The organism is Leptospira montravelensis (assembly GCF_004770045.1).
GTDB classification, from domain to species: domain Bacteria; phylum Spirochaetota; class Leptospiria; order Leptospirales; family Leptospiraceae; genus Leptospira_A; species Leptospira_A montravelensis.
This window is the reverse complement of record NZ_RQFO01000016.1, coordinates 87,501-100,363: the sequence shown is the minus strand read 5'-3', so window position 1 is coordinate 100,363 and position 12,863 is coordinate 87,501. Positions and strand designations below refer to the sequence as shown.

Sequence of the window (12,863 nt, the reverse complement as noted above, 5' to 3'; positions counted from 1 at the left end):
TTTAATATTTCACAAATGGATCAATTCGTTCTGCAAGGATTCTTCGATTTTCACCAGACTGCAAAGACAAAATGCCACGCATAATAGCCTGCCTTTCGTTACTTTCTCGTTTGGCGACAACTTTGAGTTGGTTTGAAATAGGGAGTAGAATCAAGTTTGCAAAAGAAATACCGTAAAACGTAGCAATGAAGGCTGTCGCAATTCCTTGCCCCAGAACTTTAGTTCCTCCATCTAAATTTTCAAGAACTGTAACTAGACCTAAAACGGTTCCAATGATACCGACTGTAGGCGAAAAACCTGCAGCGGTTTCAAAAACTTTCGCTGATTTTAAATCGTTCTTTTCTTCTTCTTCGTGCGCTTCCCATAAAATTTCTTCAATTGTTCTTGGATCGGATCCATCCACAATCAACTGAATCCCTTTTTGTAAAAATGGGTTTTCTAATTTTTTCGCTTCATCTTCTAAAGATAATAATCCATCTTTTCTAGCTTTTTCCCAAAATCGAAAAAATATTAACTTTAAATCCCTTTCTTTTTTTCTTGTAAGAGCAAAACGTGTGTCTCTTACTGCTTTCGTAACTTGGGAAATGGAATAAGATGCAAAAGTGGCACCTAACGTTCCGCCGACGATCAGTAGCATTGCAGGAAGATGAAAAAAAGACCTTAGCGATGCACCTTCGATTAAAATTGCAACGAACACCGATAATACGGCTGCTAGGATTCCGAGTAGTGTTGAATGGATCATTGAATTCTTGCCTCTCTCACATCAGGTCGAATGCTCAACCTACGAAGTGAATCTTTTTTTTCTATAACTTCGTTTTTTAATCTCTCCCAAATTACTGAATCAGGATTTTCTCGAATTCTATGCGAGATTAGTGGTTCCACTTCTTTCCAGTTTTCTTGGTTTATGAATAGTCGAACGCGCGCTAATTCTAATTCATTGGCTTGTTCGATTTGGTTTCTAGATCTATAAAACTTTTCTAGTGAACTCATAGTTACAAGAGCATGGTTCCAATCCCCCAAAGATTCAAACATTGGAATTAATGAGTTCCATGCAAATTCTTGAAATTCAGGGTCAGAACTTAGGTCTTCAAGGATTGGAATGTATTCTGCCTCAGGAGTAGTAAATTTTAAGCTATTAAACGCTATTCGTAATAAATCTGGTTTTGGTGGTTCAAATTTTCTTGCAATTGTAATGGCATCTAACGCCAGTTTGTTTTGTTTGATGTTGTGGTAGAATCTTGCGTATTCTGCGAAAGATTCGTAGTAAAGATGTTTGATCTCAAGCGCATCTTTTCTTAAATCTCCAGAAGAATATTTTAATACCGAATCCAAAGCTATAACGACTTCCTGTGCAGACGCATTATCTAATTTTTCATTAAAATATTTTAGTTTCCAGTCGTTTGGAAGAGTTGAGGCAAATCCAATTTTGGATTCCATATAACTGGGATAATAAATATCAAAATTCCAATAAGACTTTCTGTTTAAAAGAGATAAAGCATTGATATGGTGAAACTGATTGGATTTATTTCGAGTTGTAAGAATTAAAAATGGATGTTGTTCTTGGCTCAGCCTTTCTATATAAGAAATGATTTGCGATTGGTTGGAGCTAAGCCCTAAAACTACTGTTTTTCCTTTGATTTCTGAACGTTTCGGTAGAAAGGGGTTTGATTTAAACGGTAAAACGGATTTATAAAATATAAATTCTTCTTCGTTAAACGCAATGTTCGTTGTTGCAAAAGGAATAGGATCAAAGATTTCTTTTTTGGAAAAAGGAGAATTTGTGCGTATCGTTGGTGGAGAAAAGAAAATTAACACAATAAGAGTTGCAATAACCAACATCAATAATCTTGGAGTCCGAATGATGTGTTTTTGCATCAAGTAAGGATACATCAAAACGGGTACAAAAATCAAAGTTAATATAGTTCTAAATCCAGTTGGTAAATTCCAAAAGTATAATAAAAACGAAAGGCCAAGATAGATACTCGTTTCCATTCCTATGATAAGATATTCTTTGTATGCGGTTTTGTTAGGTTTGAAAAATCCAACTATGGAACCGGTAATAATACAAAGTGCAATGAAAAAGGAACTCCAATAAGTTTGGTAAATAAAAAAGAAAAAAGCAAAAAGTAAAGCAACTCTTCCAATCAAGAATACTGCTTTTGTTTCTTTTTTTAGACCACCAAGTAAAGACAAAACCCTTCCGAATATCACCGAAAAAGAAATCGAGAGGATCAGTGGAATTTTTGGTCCAGGTTGAAAATAAATATGTAGAATACAGTAAGAGATAAGTAACGAAAGTGCTGACCTATAGAATGGTGCAAATAGCGGGTGTTTGCCGATTTTGGAACGGATCTTGTAGAATTTACTTGAATAGGGACTCCGTTGTACAAAATTACTTATAAAATAGAATGATAAAAAAATGTAGAGTACACCTAGTAAAACTTTCATGGAATAGTTTTGGTTTGGTTCGAACAATGAATAGAATGTAAAAGTGGTTACACCAAGCGCAAAACTTAAAAAACGGAAATCACGTAAGGAACCGCCATAAATACCGACGGAGAATGCTGATAAAATTCCGCTGAGTAAAACAAATTCAAACGAAAAAATATAATCGATCAGAAACTCTGCTGAATTGGCTCTAAAAAACCAAAAAATCTGAATGACCGCTGCAACTAACAGTGCGATTGCCAAACCAGCAGGTAACATCTGTTTGTATTTTCTGTAAATGAATCCAACCGAAAAGGAAATAACTAGTAGGATTTGTAATATGGGATACGCAGTATCAGTGCGATCGATAAGTGCTAGTTCAGATCCGGCTACATAAAAAAATAAAGATAGTACATAACCGATTGAAAGGCTAAGACTAAACTCCAGTGAAGGGAATAGGCCGGTTTCCCAGAAACGTTTCCATTGAGAATCCATAGAATTTGCTACCAAAGATGTTTGATAGCCCACATTCGCAAACTAAAGAAATTCTTATTTTATTTGGCGGTGCACAAAATGTTTGACCAAATGGGCCCTTATGCCGATTTTGACTATAACTATGCTCACGTTTTTATCTATATCGTTTTTGGTTCTTTACGGCTTTGACATTTTAGTTTTGTTCTACTTCGGATTGCATACTTACCTCATGGTTTTTTTGTATAGCAAATACAAACAAAACTGTGCGGAAGACGAAACAAAGTTGTTATCCATTAAGGATAAAAACCTTCCGACTGTAACGGTTCAATTACCAATTTTTAACGAGTTTTATGTGGTAGATCGTTTGATCGAATCTGCCTGTAACTTAGAATACCCTGCAAAAAAACTCCAAATCCAAGTTCTTGACGATTCCACAGATGAAACCATTGAAAAGGTCGCAACTCTTGTAGCGCAGTACAAGAAAAAAGGAATTTGGATTGAACATGTTCACAGAACCAATCGCAAAGGACACAAAGCGGGAGCCTTGGATGAAGGTATGGCAAAAGCAAAAGGGGACTACATTGCTATTTTCGATGCCGACTTCACTCCTGATTCTGATTTTCTCCTTCGCACAATGGGATACTTTGGAGACGAGTCCATTGGGATGGTACAAACTCGTTGGGGCCATATCAACGAAACTTATAATATCTTAACCAAAGCACAAAGTTTTGGAATCGACGGGCACTTTATGATCGAACAAGTCGCAAGAAACGGTTCAAGCCTTTGGATGAACTTCAATGGAACTGCCGGAATCTGGAGACGTTCGTGTATTGAAGACGCTGGTGGTTGGGAACATGACACGCTCACAGAAGACTTCGATCTTTCTTACCGTGCCGAACTCAAAGGTTGGAAGTTCCGTTACATCAAAGATGTAGTTTGTAAAGCAGAGATTCCTGCGACTATGAACGCATACAAAGCCCAACAATTCCGTTGGTGTAAAGGTTCAATCCAAACTGCTGTGAAACTTATTCCACGCATTTGGAAGTCCAAAGAGTCTTGGAAAATCAAAGGGGAAGCAATCACCCATTTAATTAATTATTCTGTTCATCCTCTCATGATCATCAATATCCTTCTCACAGCTCCTCTCCTTCTTATGGAATATTGGGCTGGATTTAAGATGGATGACCTCCCTATGGAAATTCTATTTGGATCCGCCGCGGTTCTTTCCGTTGGCTCTATGGGACCCGTGATTTTTTATGCTTATTCCCAAAGAGAAATCCACAAAAACTGGAAATCCAAATTGGTTTACCTTCCTATCCTTGTAATGATTGGTACGGGAATTGCTGTTATGAATACCTATGCTTGGGTGGAAGCCGTTTTTGGCATCCAATCCGGGTTCAAACGAACTCCGAAACTCCGAATCGAAAAAGAAGGGGATAGTTTACAGGACAAAATCAAATACGTGGTTCCTGTTGATTACCGAGCTTTCCTCGAATTCTTTATGGGAGCTTATTGTGTATTTTGCATTTATTTATCCTTCATGGTCGGAAAACCATATATGATCGGTTTTATGGTTCTCTATTCCATTGGATTTTTCTATGTCTCTTACCTCTCTGTTGCAGAGTCGTTTTGGAAATTTAAACCAGCGACCAAAGCAGAAAAGGAACTTCGTGCCGTCGCTTAAGGAAAGAGCGATGGTACTTACTTGACGAAACCTTTCCTTCCAAAAAGCTGTAAATTCAACCTAGGTTCAGGGGTCATCCATGAGTGAAAAAGTCTACTGCGCGAACTGTTTGCATTGTGTTGTCGTTCGCCAATACGAATCGGAGCAAGATAAATACATTCTTCGAGTCAAATGTAACAAGAAGAAATGGTCAAAACGTTCCGGTGAAGAAAAACTTTATAAATACTTTACTGTAGCTCGTCGTATGCAAACCAACTGCGAGTATTATGAAGAAATGGGAGAGATTCTACCTTATATCAAGAACTTGAAAAAAGAACTCCCAATCAAAGACGAAATCTACATGGTGAAAGCCGTCTAAATTATAACTGGCGTGTTGTTTCCCAGGTTACCTCGCGCCTTCGCTCGCAAACTTCACAAAACTGAAAATAAAAAAGAACGGACGATTCAGGGTCAATTCCTGATCCCCGTTCCTGCGGGCAGCGTCCTCTCTGATTCCTATCCCACTCGTGTGATTCATGGTCAAGTTATGCTTGCGCATAACGGAAAGAAGGTGCTTGCTCCAGTGAATGGAGTGGCAAGTCTTACTGCAGACCAAAAATTTTTCCAAATCAAACAAGATGGATCTTGGTCTACCACATCTCCTTACCAATTTCGACAATATGATTTTCCTGCACTCTTAGAATCCTTTGACGAAGGTGCGTTGTTTTCCTTGGATTTATTGGAAACACCTTTAAAGGATTATTTCCAAAAATTTAGGAAAGATTCTACTTTTAAAATTGTTTTATCACCATTTTGCAGATACCAACATCTCAATTTTGAAGAGATGATCCTTCGTGATATGAAGGATGCCTACCAAGCTTTTTTTGAACTTTTGCAAATTATTTTTCCTAAAGCAGAGATAGCCAATTTTTTTAAAATTCCATCTTTAGATTTTGAACATCCCGATGGAATTCCTGAATATTTTTTACACAAACAATTTCATGAGCCAGTGTTTCAAACTAGAAAGTCTTTGATGAATCATGAAGTATTGTTTTTAGGTGGAGAAACAATATTCCATATTTTAAAAAAGTTATATTATAATGAACCATTTACCAAAAGACATTTAGCTGTTTTTTTAGTAGACCGAAAGGGTAGAATGGATGTGGAACCGCGACAGTTCTTTTTGACAAATGGTCAATCCTTAGCTTTCATTCCTAGCAACTTAGACAAACGATATAAAATTGCTTCCTTTGAAACTGTGTTTGAAGAAGTGAAACCATTGGATATTACTTCTTTAGGTTATTTTAATATATACGAACATTATTCGATTACACTTTATGAAAAACTTCCTGCATCTAGAAAAGAATTCAGTTGTATTGATTGTATGGAGTGTAATAATTATTGTCCGACTCATGCAAACCCTGTGCAACTCATCAAAGGGAAAACCGAAGACTTTGAAAAAAATCTTTGTGTATCCTGTGGCATTTGCACAGTATATTGCCCTTCGGGAATTGATATTCGAAAAAGAATTAATGGAGCAATGATTTAACTATCGTTAATTTATGTTAAAAAATCTTTATATTCTTTCTGAAAATAGTTGGGGAGTTAAATCTTCCGAGATCTTTGCAGATATTTTTTATTTTTTAACCTTAATGGGATTTCTTGGTTTTGCACTTGCCCACGTAATGCCAATTCCCTTTTTACCGATAGCTATTGGATCTTTGATAACAGTTTTATATTTAGGATTTTGTATTCGTGCAAACCAGTCCCCGTATTGGCTTGGTTTATTATCTCAATTGTTAATTGTTTTTCTGATTTTACCAGTTACTTGGTTACATCCCGTGTTGTTACCTGTTGCTTTAGTATTTGCTTTGGTGGTTCATTACCTTTTAAGCCAGCAGTATTCCTTACGGGTGCCGATTTTTAGTTTGGTTCTTCTTTTTGTCCTCATCTGGGAAAGTGTATTTTCTTTACTTGGTTATTCTTTTCGAACACCTTTTGAGCTGGTAACTTGGACAGGAATTCCATTCGAGTCTTCTTTGCTTCCAATGACCTTACCTTGGTTTTCTAGTACCCCAATCGATGGCCTTTTATTTTTGTCTTTCGCAGATACTTTGGGGATTTATACGTTAGTAGGAATCGCGTGGGTTTCCTTTCGAAGGACGATATTAATTGGGTTTTTCTTTGGTTGGATATTATTGTTTTCCTTTTGGGGAATTGGTTCTAACCAACTTGGATTGAACTGGGTCCTCTCCTTTGCTTCCCTTGCTTTCTTTTTACATTTGAGTCCGGGACGAAATTTCTACGGTTCCTACTATGTTTCCTTACTTAGTTTTGCCATTTTACTTCCAATCGCGTTTTTTTTGGGTAAAATGGGGGTAAGTGCAGTTTTGGTATTGGTTGTTTTTTTTCTGTTAGAAGGACTCTTTGTCAGGGTTTTTCTTGGAAAATAAGTCGATCTTAAAAAGGTGGGAGTAAGTTAACCATATGAATCAACTTCTGGAGATTCTGGACCCTAAAAATATCATTTTTGATTTCAAAGCATCTACAAAAGAAGATGCAATTCGGAAAATGATCTCTCACATGGTCGCCACACAATCGTTAGATCCTATTCACGAAGAAGAAACTGTTTCTTCTTTAATGAATAGAGAAAAGTCTATGTCAACTGGCATTGGTAGCGGTGTTGCGATTCCTCATTGTTCTGTGCACTATTTGAATGAATTAAAATGTGCGATGGCAATTGCTCCTCAAGGTATCGACTTCGATGCTTTGGATCATGGTTTGGTACAAATATTTATCATGCTCATTGTTCCAAAAAATAAATTTCAAGACCATATTAAAACATTGGCACTGATTGCAAAAACTCTCAATATCCCAGAAGAACGAGAAAAACTCATTAAAGCCAAAAATTTCGAAGAAATCCAAAAGGCATTCCTTTCGAAAAGTTAATTCAGTGAAGTCGGAAGTTTTCCGTTTTCTGTATTTTCTGTTACTGTTATCTTGTATCAGTAGTTTTGTTTCTGAATTCCACACAAAAGATAAATCATATTTGTATGCGGATGCAGGGATAATGGTTACCTCTACACAAGAAAAAGATTTTTTGTCTACCTATCTTCAGTTTTGGAAATCATTAATTTTAGAATCGGGTGGAAAAACAGAAAATGGTGAAGAAGTATATTCTCATATTGCAAATCGTTTTCTTTCAACTTTTCATTTAGCTATCTTTAGTCTATTTTTTGGATCTATTTTTGCTTTTGGACTTTCTCTTTGTGCCACTTACTTTCGTTCGAGTATTTTCTATAACATTGTTTCATTTAGTGCCAATTTGATTTTGTCTACACCTATCTTTATAGTCGCCATTCTTTTGTTGATAGTGTTTTTTTATCGATTGGAAGTTTTTCCACCTGGTGGATACGAACCGGGTAACACGTATTATGTTGTATTGCCGGGTATTGCGTTGGGTTCAAGAATATATGCTAGAATGTCTTTGTATTTATTGCCTGAAATTCGAAAGGAGGCAGATTCTAAATATGTTCAGTTGTTAAAGACACGTTCCTATCCGTGGAGTCATATTGTTGGAAAAGAAATTTTTTTAAAAGTCCTTCCTATCGCACTCATCATTTTGGTTTTGGATTTTGGGTCATTGTTGTCGGGAGCAATGGTGGTGGAAGAAATTTTCTTTTTTCCTGGAATTGGAAAAACCTTATACTATTCGATTAAATCAATGGATACAAAGTTACTAGCTACGTTACTGATGTATTCTGGAATTTTGTTTTATGTTTTAAACAGAATCGGATTTTACTTACAGCGTTTTTTTTCTGGTGGGGTGTGAAGATGACAATTCATACCTTAGTGAGGTTCACTTTTTTTTGTCTGGTTCTTGTGGGTGTGATTGTTTTGTCCGCACCTACAAATGTAGATTTAACTCATAATAATTTACCGATATTTTCAAAGGGATTTTTGGCAGGTACTGATCGATTGGGTCGTGACAACTTAGCGCTGTTTTGTTATGGATCTTTATCCACCATTTTGCTTGTGGTTCCTGCTCGCATTTTAACGATTATCGTCTCTTTTGTTTTGTCTGCGTTTTCACTTTTTTTTCCTAAAAAATCGGAATGGGTTCTTTCTGGGATTGTTTCGGTATCCCTTGCGATTCCTTCTCTATTGTCTGCTTTGGTTGTGATTAGTTTGTTACCCAACAATCCATTTGCAATTTTTATTGCTATCTTGGTTTCTGATTGGGCATTGTCATATGAAACGCTTACGGCGAAGATTCGCGAAATCAAACAAAGTTCGTATTTATTGGCTTCCCTTTGTATGGGTGCAAAACCTTACCAACTTATTTTTTTGCATTATCTTCCTGCCCTTCGTGATATGTTCGGATTTTTGTTTTTTTCCGGGTTACCGGGGGTAGTAATGACAACGGCTTTGTTTTCCTATTTAGGAATCCAAACATCAATTGGCGAAACAGGTCCTGGACTTGGGGAACAGATCTCATTTTCGAAAGATTATTTTGATAAGTCACCCGTTTCCGTTTTGCTTCCGATTGTTGCCATTTTAACTTTGGTGTATTCTTTGGGATCTAACCAGAAAAAGAATGAAACATAAAATTTCCGCACTACTCATCATCCTTGGACTAGTATGCAATGTTATACCATTGTACTCGATTGATGATTATTATAATTTTCCGAATCAAAGTTACAAAGGAAGTGTTATTTACGAATCCTCTCGGAATCTGTGTTTGTTTTCTTTCGCAGCTACAAGCTCCGATCCCACCAAGGAATATCTTTCTAAAGGAATTCCTTCTGTTTTACTTTCGGAACTTCGCAGTTTAGAATATACCTATGTGGAATACCCAAAAGCAAATGTGATTTATCATTCGTTTGGTGAGGCTCCTACGTCAACTCTGCAAGAAAGGATAGACGCAGAATCTCCAAATGTGAAAAGAAAAAGGAGAGAGATTAATGATGAAAAAGATCTGCAGGATTTGCGGTCTGGTAAAAAACAATTAGCTCCTGAGAAAGATCCACGTTATGTAAAGGTTACAATAAGACAGCTTTGGGATAGAAAACCTCCTAAACCTGATGAATCTTTTGGTTTAGCAACAAAGTTAAATTGCGATTATATGATTACTGGATCTTTCGAAGTTAAAGATTCGGACCTTGTCACTAAGGTTTTTTTATATGATGACTTTGAAGGAAAAACAATCCCTTTTGAACACAAAACTTCATTAACTCGTGCTTACCAAGAAATGGGCCCACTGGGAGAATTGATTCGAGAAAAATTACAAGGAAAAGATACAACTTCTGTTGAAGTTTCTGCTTCAGGAGAAGAGGGTGCCCTTGTTTATTTAGATGGAATATATTTGGGAAAAACACCCTTAACTGGAAAAAAGTTTCCCGTTGGAAAACGATCCTTATTTGTTTTCAAGGAAGGTTTCCATCCTTATAAACAAGATGTTCAGTTGGAAAAAGGTAGATCCTTTCAACTCGATGTTAAACTCTCCTTAAAATTAAGTAATTCTTTTATATCGGTTACTTCCAATGTAGAATCGGATGTTTACTTAGGAATTCAATATCTTGGGAAAACTCCTTTGAATCATATTCCTATTCCTTCGGGAATGAATCGATTGCGAATCTCGAAGGAAGGTTATATTGATAGCTTTCGAGCTGTAGACGCAGTGGACAATGAAGAAGTAAAATTTAATATAGAAATGAGAGAAGGTAATACAGAAGTTTATTATAAGAATAAACAAAATGTGTTTTTGGATCATACATATAAAGATTTTGCCACCTATTCTTTGTATGGTTCCCTTTTATTTTATGCAAGTTATGTATATTTAAATTATGCATCAAGGCAGGCATATTCTGCTGCTAGGTCTCAAGTGACTCTTGTAGATGCACGTGCTATTTCATCTTTTTATGGAAATAATCCAAATGAGTTTTTCTTTTGGTATGGAGTTCAGAATTCTATCATCGATGATGCTGAATCAAAAGCTCGAAACTTAAAACGAATAGCCGGAACTCTTCCAATGGAGAATCGAAGAGACCGGCAATTAGTAGGAGGTCCTATGGTGATTATGATGGGGCTTATGCTCGTATCTGCGGCTACTTTTTATATCCTTGGACTTGATGAAGAAACTTTGGAATTTGGATATTTGCCTTTAAATCCTTCTGCTGTAAGTTATGGACAGAATGCACGTGAGGGATATGGTTATATGCAATTTAATATGCGTTACTAATGTAAAATTTTGAGTTAATCTTTTTATTTATTAAATGGTTCTGTTTTTTTGGATAGTGTTTGGTAGTAATGCTATTTTATTTTTGGATTAGTTTTTGGAGATTGAATCGTTGATGATGGATCTTTTGACTTTTCGAGTTTTGTTGCCGAATGAATTGAAAACATTCCAGTTGATTGCTAGTTGGTATTTTGATGAATGGAAAATCCCGATCGAAAAAACCTTATTAAAACTGGAATCAATCTCGTTGGATAATTCTCAGTTCCAAGTCATTGCTATGCAAGGTGATAGGCCTGTAGCAACTGGTGGTATATATCATCATGTTGGCCTATTAGAGAAGGAACCTCGATTTAAGAAACATAAACACTGGTTAGGTTTGGTATACACAATTCCGGAATTTCGGCATCTAGGAATAGGTGCTGAACTTTGTAAGTATATTGAAGGCGCAACTAGAGATCGCGGCATTCGGGAAGTTTATTTATTTTCCGATACGGCTGTTTCCTTGTATAACCGTCTTGGTTGGGCTGAGGTTGAAACCGTTGTCTATGGTCCAAGAAGTGTGACGGTAATGAAGAAAGAATTTTGAATAGAGTGTTTGTTTGATTGATTTGTGGGTACAATCACCCCGCCCTGATTGTAGGGTGGGGAACTAGACCCGCCGCCCAATGACTTCCTTCTATCACAATCCTTCAATCCTTCCAACAAAGATTCATCATTTACAAAAAAATCTCTGAATAAGTTCACATTTACTTCATTTTCCCACCAAACTTATATTAAATAAATTATATCAATATCCACTTCCTTAACAAACTCCAGCAAACAAGCGCTAGCTCCGTTTGCATCCATCACGAGACCAAGCTCAACAACCCTCAGCCACCACATATCGCTCATTAATCGGAAGCGCTACTTTCTTTAGCCAGCCACCTAACGTTCATTCGCGGCCAACTTTTCCTTATGCCCACATAACCGAATTATGTCTCATAAACACCTTCATCACACCCAATCCCATATAAAAAAATCTTATCTTTCTTCCATGAACCACGAACTTTTTTATAAAAGCTTGTTGACCTCTTGGGTTTTGAAATTACTTTGGTTTTTACCGCACGAATCTTTTCGATTCATGAAACCGGTAGCTTGCAGGCGACTGTGGGCGGAGGGAGAGGAAGATCTTCCTTTGCGAAAGCAAAACGAATAACCGACATTTTAATTTTCCACGAGAATACTCCTGGGTGATTAGTCTGTAGGGAAACATTCGTTCTTTGACAACATATATACGACATTGTAAAGAAAATAAACAATGCGCCGAGGGCCATACAGACGCCGAGTCATGTATGGTTCATCAAAAAAGACGAACAAAAAAACTTTAGGATTATTATTCGCAAGAGTAATATGGTCAAGTAATTAAGGGCGTACGGTGGATGCCAAGGCACTAGAAGGCGATGAAGGACGTGGTTTGCTGCGATAAGCGACGGGGAGTTGTAAACAAGCTTTGATCCGTCGATTTCCGAATGGGGGAACCCTACTAGGCAAAACCTAGTAACACAGCAATGTGGGCAAGACCCAGGGAATTGAAACATCTTAGTACCTGGAGGAAGAGAAAGAAACCTCGATTCCGTCAGTAGCGGTGAGCGAAAGCGGATGAGCCTAAACCTCTGACTACGTTACAGATCTGGATCGCTGTAGCAGAGGTGTTGTAGGACTTACGGGTGCAGTTCAGAATGCATCGAGGAGTTACAAAGATTAGTGGTAGTGGAATGGTTTTGGAACAGCCAACCAAAGAGGGTGATAGTCCCGTAGACGAAACTGCTAGTCCTCCTGTAAGTATCCTGAGTACCACGGGACACGTGTAATTTTGTGGGAAACCGCGGGGACCACCCCGCAAGGCTAAATACTTCCTAGTGACCGATAGTGGACAAGTACCGTGAGGGAAAGGTGAAAAGCACCGGGGAACCGGAGTGAAATAGAACCTGAAACCGTACGCTTACAAGGTATCAGAGCTTGGAAACGAGTGATGGTGTGCCTTTTGTAGAATGAGCCGGCGAGTTATTTTACGTTGCAAGC

11 protein-coding genes and 1 rRNA gene (1 of these 12 only partly in view) are annotated in these 12,863 nt (G+C 37.3%); 10 read left to right on the top strand and 2 right to left on the bottom strand.

Annotated features, from left to right (window positions below):
* Position 1 precedes the first annotated feature (1 nt).
* Complete coding sequence (locus EHQ31_RS10880) at positions 2-742, bottom strand: motility protein A (RefSeq protein ID WP_135573813.1); 741 nt, start codon at positions 740-742, stop codon at positions 2-4.
* Positions 739-2,922: a hypothetical protein gene (locus EHQ31_RS10875; RefSeq protein ID WP_135573815.1), complete on the bottom strand. Its 2,184-nt coding sequence runs from the start codon at positions 2,920-2,922 to the stop codon at positions 739-741. Before EHQ31_RS10875 ends, EHQ31_RS10880 begins: the two co-directional genes overlap by 4 nt.
* Before the next feature lie 121 nt (positions 2,923-3,043).
* Between EHQ31_RS10875 and EHQ31_RS10870 the strand changes: the two genes are divergently transcribed.
* From EHQ31_RS10870 to EHQ31_RS10825, 10 genes are all read left to right on the top strand, one after another.
* Positions 3,044-4,585, top strand: coding sequence for a cellulose synthase family protein (locus EHQ31_RS10870; RefSeq protein WP_135573817.1), 1,542 nt, complete (start codon positions 3,044-3,046; stop codon positions 4,583-4,585).
* Positions 4,586-4,664: 79 nt separating this feature from the next.
* The gene (locus EHQ31_RS10865) at positions 4,665-4,943 is read left to right on the top strand and encodes a hypothetical protein (protein WP_002973362.1); all 279 of its coding nucleotides are present in this window, start codon (positions 4,665-4,667) and stop codon (positions 4,941-4,943) included.
* 168 nt (positions 4,944-5,111) lie between these two features.
* Complete coding sequence (locus EHQ31_RS10860; protein ID WP_135574134.1) at positions 5,112-6,113, top strand: ATP-binding protein; 1,002 nt, start codon at positions 5,112-5,114, stop codon at positions 6,111-6,113.
* Between the two features lie 13 nt (positions 6,114-6,126).
* Positions 6,127-7,017: a hypothetical protein gene (locus tag EHQ31_RS10855; RefSeq protein ID WP_135573819.1), complete on the top strand. Its 891-nt coding sequence runs from the start codon at positions 6,127-6,129 to the stop codon at positions 7,015-7,017.
* Between the two features lie 34 nt (positions 7,018-7,051).
* Positions 7,052-7,513 (top strand): PTS sugar transporter subunit IIA, encoded by a 462-nt coding sequence (locus EHQ31_RS10850; RefSeq protein WP_135573821.1) that lies wholly within the window; start codon positions 7,052-7,054, stop codon positions 7,511-7,513.
* Positions 7,514-7,517: 4 nt separating this feature from the next.
* On the top strand, positions 7,518-8,396 hold the full coding sequence (locus EHQ31_RS10845) for an ABC transporter permease subunit (RefSeq protein WP_135573823.1): 879 nt from the start codon (positions 7,518-7,520) through the stop codon (positions 8,394-8,396).
* Between the two features lie 2 nt (positions 8,397-8,398).
* Positions 8,399-9,172: an ABC transporter permease gene (locus EHQ31_RS10840; RefSeq protein ID WP_135573825.1), complete on the top strand. Its 774-nt coding sequence runs from the start codon at positions 8,399-8,401 to the stop codon at positions 9,170-9,172.
* Complete coding sequence (locus EHQ31_RS10835) at positions 9,162-10,805, top strand: PEGA domain-containing protein (RefSeq protein WP_135573827.1); 1,644 nt, start codon at positions 9,162-9,164, stop codon at positions 10,803-10,805. Before EHQ31_RS10840 ends, EHQ31_RS10835 begins: the two co-directional genes overlap by 11 nt.
* Before the next feature lie 94 nt (positions 10,806-10,899).
* Positions 10,900-11,388 (top strand): GNAT family N-acetyltransferase, encoded by a 489-nt coding sequence (locus tag EHQ31_RS10830; RefSeq protein ID WP_244247347.1) that lies wholly within the window; start codon positions 10,900-10,902, stop codon positions 11,386-11,388.
* A gap of 805 nt (positions 11,389-12,193) precedes the next feature.
* A 23S ribosomal RNA gene (locus tag EHQ31_RS10825) occupies positions 12,194-12,863 on the top strand (it continues 2,254 nt past the right edge of the window).

Coding starts and splice junctions, on each gene's coding strand:
- EHQ31_RS10835 (WP_135573827.1), top strand. CDS start 9,162: ATGAAACATAAAATTTCCGCACTACTCATCATCCTTGGACTAGTATGC.
- EHQ31_RS10880 (WP_135573813.1), bottom strand. CDS start 742: ATGATCCATTCAACACTACTCGGAATCCTAGCAGCCGTATTATCGGTG.
- EHQ31_RS10875 (WP_135573815.1), bottom strand. CDS start 2,922: ATGGATTCTCAATGGAAACGTTTCTGGGAAACCGGCCTATTCCCTTCA.
- EHQ31_RS10850 (WP_135573821.1), top strand. CDS start 7,052: ATGAATCAACTTCTGGAGATTCTGGACCCTAAAAATATCATTTTTGAT.
- EHQ31_RS10840 (WP_135573825.1), top strand. CDS start 8,399: ATGACAATTCATACCTTAGTGAGGTTCACTTTTTTTTGTCTGGTTCTT.
- EHQ31_RS10860 (WP_135574134.1), top strand. CDS start 5,112: ATGCTTGCGCATAACGGAAAGAAGGTGCTTGCTCCAGTGAATGGAGTG.
- EHQ31_RS10870 (WP_135573817.1), top strand. CDS start 3,044: ATGCTCACGTTTTTATCTATATCGTTTTTGGTTCTTTACGGCTTTGAC.
- EHQ31_RS10855 (WP_135573819.1), top strand. CDS start 6,127: ATGTTAAAAAATCTTTATATTCTTTCTGAAAATAGTTGGGGAGTTAAA.
- EHQ31_RS10865 (WP_002973362.1), top strand. CDS start 4,665: ATGAGTGAAAAAGTCTACTGCGCGAACTGTTTGCATTGTGTTGTCGTT.